Raw genomic sequence first — 15797 nt, 5'->3', positions numbered from 1 at the left:
TTACGTGTGAGTTGAAGCTCATGACTTTTCATTACTAAACCACAGGGAGCATTATGTTTCGTAAGATAAAGATCCGCACGACACTCAGTATTATGGTGTTTTCTTTGGCTTTGCTGTCATTAATTGTCGGTGTTCTGGGGCTGGTGGCTGTTCAGTCGGGTAATAAGTCGTTCGCGTATGTGGATAACACTGTGCTGCCGGGGTTGGTGGCGCTGAATGAAAGCTCGGAATTATTATTGCGCGCGCGCCTGGATTTACGTCTGTATGAATCCCTGATGGGAAAAGAGGATAAGGATGCCGCTACCGTGGCGCTTAAACGCGCCAGAGGCAAGATTGATGATGCCGACAAGAAGTGGCAGGAATACCTGACTTATCCACAATTCGAACAGGAAAAAGCGATTTCTTCCGACATGGCGGCCAAACGCGACACCCTGATGCGTGAGTTCATCACCCCGGCGTTTACTGCACTGGAAGCCGGTAATCTGGATGACTACCGCCAACGTGCCGGGAAATCCACCACGCTGTACGCCGATTTTGACAACGCGGCGAAAAAGCTGGTGCAGTACAAACGTCAGAGTATTGATGAGGCTTACAGTGACTCGAATACACGCGTTAGCCGTATGCAGGTCATTTTGTCGGTGGTGATTGTGTGTGCGCTGGTATTGGCGACGCTTGCCTGGTCGATTCTGACCAATCTGGTAGTGAAACCGCTTAATCAGGCGATTGCCGTGTTTGGTCAGATTGCTGAAGGTGATCTGCGCGCCAAAATCGATATTCGTGGTAATAATGAAATCGCCCAGTTGTTTGGTGCGGTGCAGCATATGCGCGACGGGCTGGAAAATATGGTACGGGTGGTGCGCAATGGTACCGACGCTATCAGCGTCGGCGTTGAGGAAATTGCGTCCGGCAACATTGATTTATCCAGCCGTACTGAGCAGCAGGCGGCGTCGCTGGATGAAACCGCCTCCAGTATGGAGCAGATTCTGTCCACGGTAAGCAACAATGAAGACAACACCCGCAAAGCCAACGATCTGGCGCAGAAAGCGTCGGATTCTGCATCCCGCGGTGGTGATGTGGTGACGGAAGTGGTGGATACCATGCGTTCTATCCAGCAGAGTTCAGCCCGTATTTCCGACATCGTCGGTGTAATCGACGGCATTGCCTTTCAGACCAACCTGCTGGCGCTAAACGCGGCGGTGGAAGCGGCGCGGGCAGGCGAGCAGGGCAAAGGGTTTGCGGTAGTCGCGTCCGAAGTGCGTACGCTGGCGCAGCGTAGTGCGACGGCTGCTAAAGAGATCGGCACCATGATCGATAACTCGCTGAGCCGTATTGAAAAAGGCGCTGGGCTGGTGGAAGTGGCTGGCAAGACCATGGATGAGATCCTGTCGGATGTTCGCAAAGTGGTGGATATCATGGGCGAGATCATGCTGTCTTCCGGCGAACAAAGTCGGGGGATTTCGCAGATCAATATCGCGATCACTCAGATGGACGGCGTAACCCAGCAGAACGCCAGCCTGGTGGCAGAGGTGGCGACCGCCGCCAGTTCGTTACAGGCGCAGGTAACACATTTGCAGCAGTCGATTGCCAGCTTCCGCCTTGATAACGAAGCACAACCGATGCTGACTGACGGATTCAGGGCGCAGCCGCAGGTGGCACTGGTGGGTGCTCGGTAACTCGCGTCGGAGATGACCGTCAAAATCACATCAAATAAACACGCCCCGCGATAATAAGCGGGGCGTGTTGTTATTGGGTCAGCCAGTAATCAATCAGGCTAATGCCGTGTGTCTCGGCTTCAGCCCGTGGACTGATTACAGCGCGGCGATGGTGGCTTGCTGTTCCAGCAGTTTGGCTTTGGCAAGGGCGTAACCGTCGCGTTTTTCGCGTTCTTTGGCGACCACCGCTTCCGGCGCACGTGCGACAAAGCCTTCGTTGGACAGCTTGCTGTCAATACGGCCAATTTCCAGTTCAAGCTTCGCCACTTCTTTTGCCAGACGATCCAGCTCAGCCACTTTGTCGATAAGACCTGCCATCGGGATCAGCAGTTCGGCACCGTCCACCAGTTTGGTGACCGATACCGGGCCTTTGTCGCCAGCCGGCAACAGCGTGATGCTCTCCAGACGCGCCAGCGTCTGAATAAAGCCGAGGTTGTCCTGAACGCGGCGAGCGGCATCGGCGGAAGCCTCGCGCAGCAACAGCGCCAGCGGCTTGCTGGGCGCGATGTTCATTTCAGCACGAATGTTACGTACCGCGATGATCGCCTGTTTGATCCACTCCAGATCGTTGAACGCCTGCTCGTCTTCCAGCGCGGCGTCAAAGGCCGGGAACGGTTGCAGCATAATCGTATCGGCGTTCACGCCTTTCAGTACTTTTACCCGTTGCCAGATGGTTTCGGTAATGAACGGGATGATCGGGTGCGCCAGACGCAACAGCGCTTCCAGTACGGTGACCAGCGTATGACGCGTACCGCGCAGTTCAGCGTCGCTGCCGCCGTTCATTACCGGCTTGGTCAGCTCCAGATACCAGTCGCAGAACTGGTTCCAGGTGAACTCGTACAGCACGTTGGCGGCCAGATCGAAACGATAGCTGTCCAGTGCCTCGCGGTAGGCTTTCACCGTGCGGTTGAATTCCGCCAGAATCCAGCGGTCTGCCAGTGACAGCACTTTTTCGTTGTCGTTGAAGCCACAGTCTTGACCTTCGGTATTCATCAGCACGAAGCGGCTGGCGTTCCACAGCTTGTTGCAGAAGTTGCGGTAACCTTCCAGACGTTTCATGTCCCAGTTGATGTCGCGGCCCGTGGAAGCCAGCGCCGCCAGCGTAAAGCGCAACGCGTCGGTGCCGTGAGGTTCGATACCATTCGGGAACTGTTTTTCGGTACGTTTGCGAATTTTCTCCGCCAGTTGCGGCTGCATCATGTTGCCGGTGCGTTTTTCCAGCAGCGCTTCCAGTGAAATACCGTCCACCATATCCAGCGGGTCAATCACGTTGCCCTTGGATTTGGACATCTTCTGGCCTTCTTCATCGCGGATCAGGCCAGTCATGTACACGGTATGGAATGGCACCTGCGGCTTGCCGTCTTCATCTTTGATGAAGTGCATGGTCATCATGATCATGCGGGCGATCCAGAAGAAAATGATGTCAAAGCCACTGACCATCACACTGCTGGGATGGAACGCTTTCAGGTCCGGGGTTTGTTCCGGCCAGCCGAGTGTGGAGAATGTCCACAAGGCGGATGAGAACCAGGTGTCGAGCACGTCGTCATCCTGGCGCAGTGCTACATCCGCGGCCAGATTGTTGTCGCGGCGCACTTCGGCTTCATCGCGGCCAACATACACCTTGCCGTTATCGTCATACCACGCCGGGATGCGATGGCCCCACCACAGCTGGCGGGAGATACACCAGTCCTGAATGTCGCGCATCCAACTGAAGTACATGTTTTCGTATTGCTTCGGCACGAACTGAATGCGACCGTCTTCCACCGCTTCTACCGCCGGTTTGGCCAGTATTGCGGCACGTACGTACCACTGGTCGGTCAGCATCGGCTCAATAACCACGCCGCCGCGGTCGCCGTACGGTACGGTCAGGTCGTGCGCCTTAATTTCTTCCAGCAGGCCCAGCTCGTCAAACGCTGCGACCACCGCTTTACGGGCAGCAAAACGCTCCAGCCCGCGGAACGTGTCGGGAATGTCATTACTGTAGACGGTGCTGGCTTCACCATTAGTGTTGAAGACTTCCGCTTCCTGGCGGATATCGCCATCGAACGTCAGGATGTTGATCATCGGCAACTGGTGACGTTTGCCGACTTCGTAGTCGTTGAAGTCGTGCGCCGGGGTGATTTTCACGCAGCCGGTGCCTTTTTCCATATCGGCGTGTTCGTCGCCGACAATCGGAATGCGGCGGCCAACCAGCGGCAGGATCAGGTATTTACCGATCAGATCTTTATAGCGCGGATCTTCCGGGTTCACCGCCACGCCGGTATCGCCCAGCACGGTTTCCGGACGGGTCGTCGCCACCACCAGATAATCTTTGCCGTCGGCGGTTTTCGCGCCGTCCGCCAGCGGGTAGCGCAGATGCCACATCGAGCCTTTGACATCACGGTTTTCCACTTCCAGATCGGAAATCGCGGTACGCAGTTTCGGGTCCCAGTTCACCAGGCGTTTGCCACGGTAGATCAGGTCTTCCTGATACAAGCGTACGAACACTTCTTTCACCGCGTTGGACAAGCCGTCGTCCATGGTAAAACGCTCGCGCTCCCAGTCTACCGAGTTACCCAGTCGGCGCATTTGGCGGGTAATGGTACCGCCGGATTCCGCCTTCCACTGCCAGATTTTATCGATAAACGCGTCACGACCATAATCGTGGCGGGTTTTACCCTCTTCGGCAGCGATCTTGCGCTCTACAACCATTTGGGTGGCGATACCGGCGTGGTCGGTCCCCGCCTGCCACAGGGTGTTTTTACCCTGCATCCGCTGGTAGCGGATCATAGTGTCCATAATGGTTTGCTGGAAAGCATGGCCCATGTGCAGGCTGCCGGTCACGTTGGGCGGCGGGATCATGATGCTGAAGCTTTCTTTGCTGGTGTCGCCGTTGGGCTTGAAGTAGCCCTGTTTTTCCCAGTGCTCGTACAGCGGCTGCTCAATATCGTGTGGGTTGTATGTCTTTTCCATTATGCTCAAAAAGTCAGTGAGTTGGCGGCGTCGCCGTGGTCAATTGGAAGCCGACGCTGCGATAGGCTTTGTAGCGGTCGCGCGCCAACTGTTTCAGAGATTCGTCGTAAGGGACGAAGTCTATCACTTCATGGAAAGCGGTGGCAAAATCTGCGAACTGCGGCATTAAGCTTATCAACAGGTCGCGCGGTGCATTGCCGCGTTTCTGCGGCCATGCCAGCTCCACTGGCGCGCCTTGCCGTGGTCCTTCTCCCGCCAGATTGTGCGGCACGAATGCGTGCGGTTCGCGTTGCCACAGCGCTTCGTCCAGCTTTAATGCCTGTTGCTCGTTCTCGCAGGCGATCAGCACACGCTGACCAGCACGCCAGCGCGCTGCTGCCAGGTCGCAGGCCAGCGCTTCACAGGCATTCAGTTCGCCGCTGGTGCGGTCGCTCTCTATGAGATAAAAGGTCGCGTTTTTCATGGCGCTCCGCATACCAATGAGGGTCACAGACAGAATAACAAATCCCCGCAAGCGCGGGGATCAGGCCGGAAGGGGATGAATACGCCGCCGGCTGGCGGCGATTGCCGATGATTATTCGGCGTCATTCAACCCGGCGCGGTTTAGCAGGAACTGCGACAGCAACGCCACCGGGCGACCGGTCGCGCCTTTCGCCTTGCCGGAACGCCAGGCGGTGCCGGCGATATCCAGATGCGCCCAACTGTACTTGCGGGTAAAGCGCGACAGGAAGCACGCCGCGGTAATGGCCCCGCCCGGACGACCGCCGATGTTGGCCATATCGGCGAAGTTGGAGTCCAGTTGTTCCTGATATTCATCGCCCAGCGGCAGACGCCAGGCGCGGTCTCCCGCTTGTTCCGAGGCACCCAGCAGTTCGTGCGCCAGCGGGTTATGGTTCGACATCAACCCGGTCAGGTGATGGCCTAGCGCGATAACGCAGGCACCGGTCAGCGTGGCGACGTCAATGACCACGTCCGGTTCGAAGCGTTCAACGTAGGTGAGGGTGTCGCACAGCACCAGACGGCCTTCGGCGTCGGTATTCAGCACTTCCACCGTTTGACCGGACATGGTGGTCAGAATGTCTCCGGGGCGATAGGAACGGCCATCCACCATGTTTTCGCAGCCCGCCAGCACGCCGATGATGTTGAGCGGCAACGCCAGCTCGGCTGCCATGCGCATCACGCCATACACCGCGGCGGCGCCGCACATGTCGTACTTCATTTCGTCCATGCTGTCGGCAGGTTTGATGGAGATGCCGCCTGCGTCAAAGGTCAGCCCTTTGCCGACCAGCACAATCGGCTTGCTGTTGTTATCCGTATTGCCTTTGTATTCGATCACCGACATCAGTGATTCATTCTGCGAGCCTTGCCCTACCGCCAGATAGGCGTTCATGCCCAGCTCTTTCATCTGCTGTTCGCCGATGACGCGGGTAGTTATCTGGCTGTAGCCGTCAGCCAGCTGGCGCGCCTGCGAGGCCAGATAGGCGGCGTTGCAGATATTAGGCGGCATGTTGCTCAGATCTTTGGCCGCTTTGATGCCGGATGCAATCGCCAGGCCGTGCTGGATGGCGCGCTCGCCAGACGTCAGTTCGCGGCGGGTCGGCACGTTGAACACCATTTTACGCAATGGGCGACGCAGCTCGACCTTGTTAGTCTTTAACTGATCAAAGGTATACAGCGTTTCTTTGGCGGTTTCGACCGCCTGACGCACTTTCCAGTAGGTGTTGCGGCCTTTTACATGCAATTCGGTCAGAAAGCAGACCGCTTCCATCGAGCCGGTTTCATTGAGCGCGTTGATGGTTTTCTGGACAACCTGCTTGTACTGGCGCTCATCAAGCTCGCGTTCTTTACCGCAGCCAATCAGCAAAATGCGCTCGGAAAGGATATTGGGTACATGGTGCAAAAGCAGGGATTGCCCGACTTTGCCCTCCAGTTCGCCACGGCGAAGTAGCGCGCTGATGTAACCGTCGCTGATTTTATCGAGTTGTTCTGCGATAGGGGACAGCCGACGCGGTTCAAATACGCCGACGACAATGCAGGCACTGCGTTGTTTTTCCGGGCTACCGCTTTTTACGCTGAACTCCATGTACTCTCCTGAATCTTTAAAGACAACGGTAGGATCTACGGCTAGAATGAGACATTCCGTAATATTTACCCGCCGTTGCGTTAACATAACCTGTGTTAATCTAAACGACGTAGCGAATCTGTGCGAGGATTCTCAGCAGGTTCTGATAAACATCCCACAAACAGGGATGCTTTAATAACGCGTTAGCTACGAAGGTTGCCATAAATGAGTGTAAATGGCGAGTTAGCGAAAAAACTATCGGCTTTCCTGCAAAAATACAAGTTTTCACAGGCGTAATTAAGCGTGATTATCATTCGATACCTGATACGGGAAACCTTCAAGAGCCAGGTGGCCATCTTGTTTATCCTGTTGCTGATTTTTTTCTCTCAGAAACTGGTGAGGATACTGGGGGCTGCCGTGGACGGCGATATCCCGACGAACCTGGTGTTGTCCCTGTTGGGGCTGGGAGTGCCTCAGATGGCGCAGTTGATTCTGCCGCTGAGTCTGTTTCTTGGCTTGCTGATGACCTTTGGGCGCCTTTACGCCGAAAGTGAAATCACCGTGATGCACGCCTGCGGTTTGAGTAGAGGGGTATTGCTAAAGGCTGCATTGCTGTTGTCGCTGCTGACTGCTTCACTCGCCACCGCCAATGTGTTGTGGCTTAGCCCCTGGTCGTCGCGGCATCAGGACGAAGTGCTGGCGGAAGCACGCGCCAACCCCGGCATAGCGTCGCTGGCGGAAGGCCAGTTCCAGCAAACGCAGGACGGTAACTCGGTGCTGTTTGTCGGCAAGGCGAACGGCAGTGATTTTGAACGGGTGTTTCTGGCGCAATTGCACCCGCGCGAGAACTCACGCCCATCGGTGGTGGTGGCCGAGAGCGGTACGGTTGCAGCACGCAGCGACGGCTCTCAGGTGGTGACGCTGAACAAAGGCACGCGCTATGAAGGGACGGCGATGCTGCGCGATTTCCGCATCACTGATTTTATCGATTATCAGGCAATTATTGGTTACCAGCCGGTTGCGCTCGATCCGAACAACGTTGATCAGATGGATATGAAAACACTGTGGCGTTCGTCGGATATTGCTGCCAGAGCTGAGTTTCACTGGCGGTTGACGCTGATTCTGTCTGTGTTGGTGATGGCGATGATGGTAGTGCCGCTGAGTGTGGTTAACCCGCGTCAGGGGCGTGTGCTAAGTATGTTGCCTGCCATGCTGTTGTATCTGGTGTTCTTCCTGTTGCAGAGTTCGCTGCGCTCCAACGCCGGCAAAGGTAAGCTTGACCCGCTGGTATGGATGTGGTTAACCAATTTTGCCTATCTTGCGCTTGCCGCCATCCTGAATCTGTGGGATAGCGTGCCGGCGCGTAAAATGCGCGCCAACCTGAAAGTAAAAGGAGCGGCCTGATATGTTTCGCGTACTGGACCGCTATATCGGTAAAACCATTTTCAACACCATCATGATGACGTTGTTCATGCTGGTGTCGCTCTCCGGCATCATTAAGTTTGTCGATCAGCTACGCAAGGTTGGACAAGGCGGTTACTCGGTGATGGGTGCCGGGGTGTTCACTTTGCTCAGCGTGCCGAAAGACATTGAGATTTTCTTCCCGATGGCGGCGTTGCTGGGAGCGTTGCTTGGGCTTGGCACATTGGCTACCCGTAGTGAACTGGTGGTGATGCAGGCTTCCGGCTTTACCCGTTTGCAGATTGCGTCCGCCGTGATGAAAACCGCTATTCCGCTAGTATTGTTGACCATGGCGATCGGCGAATGGGTCGCGCCCGCAGGGGAACAGATGGCCCGCAATTACCGTTCACAGATGATGTACGGCGGCTCGATGTTATCAACCCAGGGCGGATTATGGGCCAAAGACGGTAATGATTTTGTCTACATTCAGCGGGTGGTCGGGGACAATGAACTGGCTGGGATTAATATCTACCACTTCGACAAACAGAGCAAACTGCTGTCGATACGCTATGCGTCGTCAGCAGTGTATGAGAATGGTGCCTGGAAACTGTCTCAGGTAGAAGAATCTGACCTGCGCGACAGCAAGCAAATTAGCGGCAGCCAGACGGTGAGCGGGGAGTGGAAAACTAACCTGACGCCAGACAAGCTTGGCGTAGTGACGCTGGATCCGGATACGTTATCGATCCGTGGTTTATTCGATTATATCAACTATTTGCACCAGAGCGGTCAGGAAGCGAGCCGTTATCAGTTGCACATGTGGAGTAAGCTATTTGCGCCGCTGTCTGTGGCCGTAATGATGCTAATGGCGTTGTCGTTCATTTTTGGCCCACTGCGTAGCGTGCCTGCGGGGATGCGGATTGTCATCGGCATCAGCTTTGGTTTTCTTTTTTACGTACTGGATCAGATTTTTGGGCCGCTCAGTCTGGTGTATCACATGCCGCCGGTGTTGGGTGCTCTGTTGCCAAGCGCGTTGTTCCTGTTTATCAGCATCATGCTGCTGATGAAACGTCGCTGATTCATCTTTTCCAAAACAGGCGGGCTGCGGCTCGCCTGTTTTTTATCTGCGTTACGCTTGCCTGCCCGGTAAAAATGTCATCACAGCAACGTATTAACACGTTGAAACTGCAGTAACGGCGATTTTTTCAGCGCTTGCAACGTCAGTTGACGTATTAGGGTTGCGCCGAGCCGACACCAAGGTATAATCCACCTCGTTTTCCGCAAAGTACTACTTCGTGCCGAAGTGGCGAAATCGGTAGACGCAGTTGATTCAAAATCAACCGTAGAAATACGTGCCGGTTCGAGTCCGGCCTTCGGCACCAAAATTCAAAAATCAAGCCACCTTCGGGTGGCTTTTTTTGTGTCCGTTATCGTCCGCTGACTTCCATATATCATTGTTAAATAAAGATTTAATCTAATTTTATTGTCTGTGTTGATTGTGCGTTTTTTCCACAACGGTCTTTTTGCATCCGTTGACATCCAGATTATTTGGGGGTCAAGATAAGGGTCAATTCGCTTCGATTATGAGTTGACCCCCAATTATGGCCCTGACTGACGTTGTTGCTCGTACCGCTAAGCCCCGCGAGAAAGCCTACAAGCTTGCGGATGCACATGGCCTGTACCTTCTGGTGAGCCCTAACGGTTCTAAGCGCTGGTATCTCAAGTACCGTTTCGACGGTAAGGAAAGCCGGATTGCTTTCGGTGCCTACCCGCTGATCTCGCTGGCGAAGGCCAGAGAGAAACGCGACGAGGTGCGATTACTGCTGTCAGAAGGTATCCACCCAACGGAAAAGCGGGAAGAAGAGAAAGAACAGGCACAGGATGCGCTGAACACCTTTGAAAAGGTGGCAAAGGACTGGCACCGAAACATCAGCCAAAACCGATGGTCACAAACGCACGCCGGACGGGTATGGCGTGACATGGAGCGTAATATTCTGCCTGCCATCGGCCAGCGCCACATCGCCGACCTGAAAACCAAAGACCTGCTTGAACCGCTTAAAGCCGTGGAGCAAAACGGCCATCTTGACTTGGCGTCGCGGCTACGCCAGCGCGTTACCGACATCATGCGTTACGCGGTACAAAATGACCTGATCGAGCGCAACCCGGCGCAGGATCTCACCGGGGCGATAGCCGCGCCAAAGGCGACGCATCGGCCAGCCTTGAAGCTCGATAAACTGCCTGACTTTCTGGCACGGATTGAACGCTACAAAGGGAGAGCGTTAACCCGGCTGGCCTTAAAACTTACCCTGTGCGTTTTTATCCGTTCCAGTGAGCTACGCTTTGCCCGTTGGCCGGAAATCGACTTTAAACGCGCGATGTGGACGATACCGCCCGAACGTGAAGCTATTCCCGGAGTGAAACACTCACAGCGTGGCGCAAAGATGCGCTCCGAACATCTGGTGCCGTTATCCCGACAGGCTTTAGCACTGTTGGAAGAGATTAAGGCCATCAGTGGCGCTCACGAACTGATCTTCCCCGGCGACCACCGACCAACCAAACCGATGAGTGAAAACACCATCAACAGTGCATTGCGAACAATGGGCTATGACACCACCACCGAAGTATGCGGACACGGCTTCCGTACTATGGCCTGTAGCGCGTTAGTTGAGTCTGGTCAGTGGTCGCGGGATGCCGTAGAGCGGCAAATGAGCCATCAGGAGCGCAATGGCGTCCGTGCTGCGTATATCCACAAAGCCGAACATCTTGAAGAGCGCAAGCTGATGCTGCAATGGTGAGCGGATTATCTGGATGCCAACCGGGAAGAGCATGTTGTGCCGTATGAGTTTAAGAATATTTGATTCATTAGAGAGTTAGCGATAAAAAAAACGAAAAAACCCACGGTGGCGCTTACTTCTTTGATTGAGGCAGAACAGCGTCATCAGAGGGTCTTACAGGGACTTGCCGATGTTGATGCAGGCCGTGCTGTAAATCACGCTGATATGCAGGCATTTATTGCCAGACTGAAGCAAGCATAATCGATAGAAATACAGGGCGTATCCTGTATCGAAAGCCTATGCATTAAACGCCGCACCAGCCCCTTTTTGGGGAGGGGCTGGTGCTCATTGTTCTTATGTGGCTGATTTTCCCGCTACTCATAATACCCAAGTATCATTTCCACTAGATCGTTTTCCACCATTATAAGTTTACCTTTTTACAGCATATAAGCTGTTTTGTTATTTTACAGCCTATTTGATGTATTTTGTTTTTACAGCTTATAGGGTGTATTATGTAAAAACAGCCTATAGTATGTATAAGTATCTAAAATAAGGGTAAGTGCCTTATGAATACAGTCTATCCGTTGAAAACCTTGAATCAGTTGCGCCCATTGCTGATTGGCTTTCGCAAAGCTAAAGGACTGACGCAAAAAGACGTGTCTGAAAGGTTAGGTGTAACACAACAAACCTATGCCCGTTTGGAAGCAAACCCCGGAAGTGCCAGTATTGAGCGCTTGTTTAAAGTGCTCACCGTTCTGGGGGTTGAGGTGGTGCTGTCTTCTGGACCAAGAGTACATTTCTCGATGTCGTCCTCAACAATGGAAGAGCCAGAAAAGCCAATAGACTCACCCGCCAGACGGGAAAAATGGTGACACTATGCCTCGAACACAACAGCGTTTAGCAATATGGATGAATGGAATTCAAGTGGGATTCTGGGAAAAGAGCCGAGGCGAAGATAGGTTGCAATATCTTCCCGAATGGATCGCTGATGAACAAGGAAGACCTTTATCGCTTTCTTTGCTTTTCACCCCCGGTAATCAGATTTGGCGGGGCAATGTGGTACGCGACTATTTTGATAATTTATTGCCTGACAGCGAAGGTATACGCAGGCGTTTAGCGACGCGTTACCACGCTGATAGCCTTGAGCCTTTTGATCTGTTGGCTGAGCTGGGGAGAGACTGTGTTGGTGCGATACAGTTGCTGAATGGTAATGAGGAGCCTACAGATCTCTTTTCCGTAAAGTATCGCCCGCTTTGTGACGCAGAGATTGCCGCTATATTGCGTAATACAACAGCGGCATTGTTGCCAGGTCGGCAGGATGATACTGACGATTTACGTTTATCGATTGCCGGTGCGCAGGAAAAAACGGCTTTACTCTGGCATGAAAGGCAATGGTGTTTGCCAGAAGGGAGTACCCCTACGACGCATATTTTCAAGTTACCACTCGGGCTAGTGGGTAATATGCAAGCGGATATGAGTACGTCGGTTGAAAATGAATGGCTGTGTTCTTTGATCCTTAAGGAATATGGAATTCCTGTTGCAAAAACACAGATTGCGCAGTTTGAAGATCAGAAAGTATTGGTTGTTGAGCGTTTTGACAGAAGATGGTCAAGCGATCAGCAATGGATCATTCGCTTGCCACAAGAGGATATGTGTCAGGCTCTGGGTGTTTCCCCGCTACGAAAATACCAGTCTGATGGTGGGCCGGGGATTTCCGATATTATGACCATACTGAGTCATTCAGAGCAGGCAGAGCAGGACAAAGCGCAGTTTTTCAGGGCGCAAATTATTTTCTGGCTGATAGCGGCTACTGATGGGCATGCCAAAAATTTCAGTATCGCTATTGAGCCACAAGGTCGCTATCACCTTACGCCTCTTTATGATGTTTTATCGGCATGGCCGGTCATTGGTCCGCGTAATAACCAGATTTCCTGGCAGAAGTGCAAGCTGGCAATGGCTGTTCGGGGTAGTAGTAATTATTACCATCTGTACAGAATTCAACGGCGGCATTGGGTCAATCATGGTGAATTAACTGGTCTGGGTAGACGACAGGTTGAAGCCATGATGGATGATATTATCTTCAGGACACCTGAGGTTATTGAACGTGTATCTTCGTTGCTGCCTGAGTCATTCTCACCAGAGCTTGCGGAATGTGTTTTTGACGGTATGCGACAACAGTGTGGTCGGTTACAAGAATTGCACCGTAAATAGGATATTGAAGAACGTCTTGAAGCAATTCACCTTTCAGGCAGGGGTAACCATGATGGCCCTGACAGATACCAAAGTACGTTCTGCTAAACCTGAGAAAAAAGAGTATTCGCTGGTTGATGGTGACGGCATGTTTTTGCTGGTTCATCCTAACGGTTCAAAATACTGGCGCTTTCGTTTTCGCTTTGGCGGTAAACAGCACCTGATGGCGTTCGGTGTCTATCCTGACGTTTCGCTGGCTGATGCCAGGCAAAAGCGTGAAGCGGCCAGAAAGCTGGTTGCTGCCGGTATTGATCCTCGTGAGCAAAAACGTGCAGTACAAGAGGAACAGGCGAAAGCAGTATTCACCTTTGAGTTTGTAGCCCGGGAATGGCACGCCACCAATAAAAAATGGTCGCAAGAGCACAGCCATCGTGTGCTGAAAAGCCTGGAAGATAACCTTTTCCCGGCAATAGGCAAACGCAACATCGCCGAGCTTAAAACCCGTGACCTGCTAGCGCCCATCAAGGTAGTGGAACAGTCAGGTCGTCTAGAAGTGGCGTCACGACTTCAGCAACGCACAACCGCGATAATGCGCTACGCCGTACAAAGCGGATTAATCGACTACAACCCGGCGCAGGAAATGGCAGGGGCGGTGGCGTCCAGTAATCGGCAGCATCGCCCGGCACTGGATCTTAAGCGCACGCCCGAACTGCTCCGACGTATCGATAACTACACCGGCAGGCCATTAACCCGTCTGGCGGTCGAGTTGACGTTATTGATTTTTATCCGCTCCAGCGAACTGCGCTTTGCACGCTGGTCAGAGATAGATTTTGATACCGCCATATGGACGATTCCCCCGGAACGTGAACCTATCGACGGCGTAAAACACTCTCACCGTGGCTCAAAAATGCGTACTCCGCACCTGGTGCCGCTTTCCCGACAGGCACTGGCGACGTTGAAGCAAATCCAGCAATCCAGCAATTTAGCGGCGACCATGAGCTTATCTTTATTGGCGACCACGACCCGCGTAAACCGATGAGTGAGAACACGGTGAACAAAGCGCTGCGGGTGATGGGGTATGACACCAAGGTAGAGGTTTGTGGGCATGGCTTCAGGACGATGGCCTGTAGCTCGCTGATCGAGTCGGGCTTATGGTCGCGTGACGCAGTAGAACGCCAGATGAGCCATATGGAGCGTAACTCTGTGCGTGCGGCTTATATTCATAAGGCCGAGCATCTGGATGAGCGCAGACTGATGCTGCAGTGGTGGGCTGATTTTCTTGATGCGAATCGTGAGAAGGCAGTGAGTCCGTTTGATTTTGCTAAATTAAGCACGGGATGATTAGGTGTATTTAAGGTATGTGTCTGACATACCTTGTTTTTTCTATAACATGGCTTCTGATGGAGTGTCCGTTTTGGTAATGAAATCTGTTGTTTAATGCCAAAAACTCATATTGTAAGCTTGGTTCAAGTGATAGGTAGTTTTACACTGTCTCATCAGAAAAGCAGCATCTGAGATTTAGCCATTCATTTAGATAGAAGCGTTCTTACTGTTACATCAAAGGCAGGAGCCATGACTAGTCGCCCGCAGATGATTATTAATGTTCTTCAGGCTAATCCTGATGAACAATTCACAGCTCGCCAGCTTGCCCAAAAGATCATTGATCACTATGGTGCAGAACTTGCCGACAAGCGTCAAAACCCTCGTTTTGCCAGCGATGAAGATTTCTTGAGTCAAATAGCAGCTGAAGTCGGTGGGAGCAGAACCGTTCAGGCAAAAGCAATGTGTCCCCATGTTATGACGCGTGACAAGCCTCGGCCTAGACTATTTTACTGGGGTAAGGAAATTGATAATGGTATGCAGCAAGAGTCATCTTTTGATATCGCTCCCACTCCATCTGCTGAGACGGTAAGCTTTTCTGAGCATTCCCTTTACCCGCTTTTGATCGAATACCTTTCTGAAGAAGAAGAATTACTTTGCCGCCGTATCGATGAAAAGCGTTCAAGCAACAACAAAGGCCTTGGGGCAAACCATTGGCTTTATCCTGATATTGTTGCATTGCAGCCTCTCGATAAAGGTTGGGATAGCGTCGTGCAAAACTGTGTACGGTATAGCGAAGGGCGTTTAACCCGTCTGTGGTCTTTTGAAGTAAAACGTCAGCTTAACCGTAGCAATGTTCGAGAATGTTTCTTCCAGGCTGTGAGCAATTCAAGCTGGGCCAATTTTGGTTATCTCGTCGCGACCGAAATAAATGAAGATAAGCAGCGTGGCGTAGAAAGAGAACTGCAGATGTTGTGTGCATTGCATGGTATTGGTGTGATCCTTCTTAATCCGCAAGATCCCGGTAATAGCCAAACTCTGATTCCTGCACGAGAGCGAACAAGTATTGATTGGCAATCCGTCAACCGTTTGGTAGTAGAGAACAAAGATTTTAAAGAGTTTATCGATCTGGTTTCTGATTATCACCAGACAGGAAAAGTACACAAAGCGCTCTGGAATAGATAATTCGCTCTAATGTTTTTTAATAATATATTAGAGTGGATTAAAAAAATATGGATTAATGAACGGCGGGGTATTCAGAGTTAGTGATATTTAAAAACTTTGTCTGCGAATCGATGGAGTAGTGAATATAATAAAGTTGGGCAAAGAGGTGCTCACCTTATTATAATAAATAAATCCATGTAGATAGGTTAACTTATCTAAATTGTA

At 52.4% G+C, this 15797-nt stretch carries 9 protein-coding genes, 1 tRNA gene and 3 pseudogenes; 10 read left to right on the top strand and 3 right to left on the bottom strand.

The annotated features are described in order from the left end of the window. Positions 1-53 precede the first annotated feature (53 nt). A complete protein-coding gene (locus tag Dpoa2040_RS16895; RefSeq protein WP_168641996.1) occupies positions 54-1673 on the top strand; it encodes a methyl-accepting chemotaxis protein in 1620 nt (539 codons plus the stop codon). Positions 1674-1808: 135 nt separating this feature from the next. Here Dpoa2040_RS16895 and Dpoa2040_RS16890 read toward each other — a convergent pair whose 3' ends face one another. The 3 genes from Dpoa2040_RS16890 to pepA all read right to left on the bottom strand — a co-directional run bounded on the left by Dpoa2040_RS16890 (position 1809) and on the right by pepA (position 6747). After that, positions 1809-4664 (bottom strand): valine--tRNA ligase, encoded by a 2856-nt coding sequence (locus Dpoa2040_RS16890; protein ID WP_042868144.1) that lies wholly within the window; start codon positions 4662-4664, stop codon positions 1809-1811. 13 nt (positions 4665-4677) lie between these two features. Next, positions 4678-5127 (bottom strand): DNA polymerase III subunit chi, encoded by a 450-nt coding sequence (locus tag Dpoa2040_RS16885; RefSeq protein WP_042868147.1) that lies wholly within the window; start codon positions 5125-5127, stop codon positions 4678-4680. A 111-nt stretch (positions 5128-5238) separates the two neighbouring features. Continuing rightward, on the bottom strand, positions 5239-6747 hold the full coding sequence (pepA, locus tag Dpoa2040_RS16880; protein WP_042868149.1) for a leucyl aminopeptidase: 1509 nt from the start codon (positions 6745-6747) through the stop codon (positions 5239-5241). Positions 6748-7029: 282 nt separating this feature from the next. On the opposite strand from pepA, the gene lptF reads away from it, so the two are divergent. The 9 genes and pseudogenes from lptF (at position 7030) to Dpoa2040_RS16840 (ending at position 15593) form a co-directional block, all read left to right on the top strand. Beyond that, a complete protein-coding gene (gene lptF, locus Dpoa2040_RS16875; RefSeq protein ID WP_168641995.1) occupies positions 7030-8130 on the top strand; it encodes an LPS export ABC transporter permease LptF in 1101 nt (366 codons plus the stop codon). Position 8131: 1 nt separating this feature from the next. Further along, positions 8132-9202 (top strand): LPS export ABC transporter permease LptG, encoded by a 1071-nt coding sequence (gene lptG, locus Dpoa2040_RS16870; protein WP_168641994.1) that lies wholly within the window; start codon positions 8132-8134, stop codon positions 9200-9202. Positions 9203-9421: 219 nt separating this feature from the next. Next, a tRNA-Leu gene (locus tag Dpoa2040_RS16865) sits at positions 9422-9506 on the top strand. A 219-nt stretch (positions 9507-9725) separates the two neighbouring features. Further along, positions 9726-10916: pseudogene (locus Dpoa2040_RS16860) on the top strand (tyrosine-type recombinase/integrase); the annotation flags it as partial. A gap of 111 nt (positions 10917-11027) precedes the next feature. Further along, positions 11028-11159, top strand: a pseudogene (locus tag Dpoa2040_RS18550) (CopG family transcriptional regulator); the annotation flags it as partial. A 305-nt stretch (positions 11160-11464) separates the two neighbouring features. Continuing rightward, positions 11465-11770 carry a helix-turn-helix transcriptional regulator gene (locus Dpoa2040_RS16855; protein ID WP_015848020.1) on the top strand — a complete coding sequence of 102 codons (306 nt, stop codon included), beginning with the start codon at positions 11465-11467 and terminating at the stop codon, positions 11768-11770. Between the two features lie 4 nt (positions 11771-11774). Further along, positions 11775-13109 (top strand): type II toxin-antitoxin system HipA family toxin, encoded by a 1335-nt coding sequence (locus Dpoa2040_RS16850; protein ID WP_038915462.1) that lies wholly within the window; start codon positions 11775-11777, stop codon positions 13107-13109. 52 nt (positions 13110-13161) lie between these two features. Further along, positions 13162-14429: pseudogene (locus Dpoa2040_RS16845) on the top strand (tyrosine-type recombinase/integrase). Positions 14430-14660: 231 nt separating this feature from the next. Beyond that, positions 14661-15593, top strand: coding sequence for a COG2958 family protein (locus tag Dpoa2040_RS16840; RefSeq protein ID WP_042868178.1), 933 nt, complete (start codon positions 14661-14663; stop codon positions 15591-15593). The last annotated feature ends 204 nt before the right edge of the window (positions 15594-15797 follow it).

It is taken from the genome of Dickeya sp. CFBP 2040 (genome assembly GCF_012273755.1).
GTDB classification, from domain to species: Bacteria; Pseudomonadota; Gammaproteobacteria; order Enterobacterales; family Enterobacteriaceae; genus Dickeya; species Dickeya poaceiphila.
Note: the sequence above shows the minus strand (reverse complement) of the source record. Positions and strands in the feature narration are given on the sequence as shown.

Coding starts and splice junctions, on each gene's coding strand:
- Dpoa2040_RS16895 (WP_168641996.1), top strand. CDS start 54: ATGTTTCGTAAGATAAAGATCCGCACGACACTCAGTATTATGGTGTTT.
- Dpoa2040_RS16890 (WP_042868144.1), bottom strand. CDS start 4,664: ATGGAAAAGACATACAACCCACACGATATTGAGCAGCCGCTGTACGAG.
- Dpoa2040_RS16885 (WP_042868147.1), bottom strand. CDS start 5,127: ATGAAAAACGCGACCTTTTATCTCATAGAGAGCGACCGCACCAGCGGC.
- pepA (WP_042868149.1), bottom strand. CDS start 6,747: ATGGAGTTCAGCGTAAAAAGCGGTAGCCCGGAAAAACAACGCAGTGCC.
- lptG (WP_168641994.1), top strand. CDS start 8,132: ATGTTTCGCGTACTGGACCGCTATATCGGTAAAACCATTTTCAACACC.
- Dpoa2040_RS16855 (WP_015848020.1), top strand. CDS start 11,465: ATGAATACAGTCTATCCGTTGAAAACCTTGAATCAGTTGCGCCCATTG.
- Dpoa2040_RS16850 (WP_038915462.1), top strand. CDS start 11,775: ATGCCTCGAACACAACAGCGTTTAGCAATATGGATGAATGGAATTCAA.
- Dpoa2040_RS16840 (WP_042868178.1), top strand. CDS start 14,661: ATGACTAGTCGCCCGCAGATGATTATTAATGTTCTTCAGGCTAATCCT.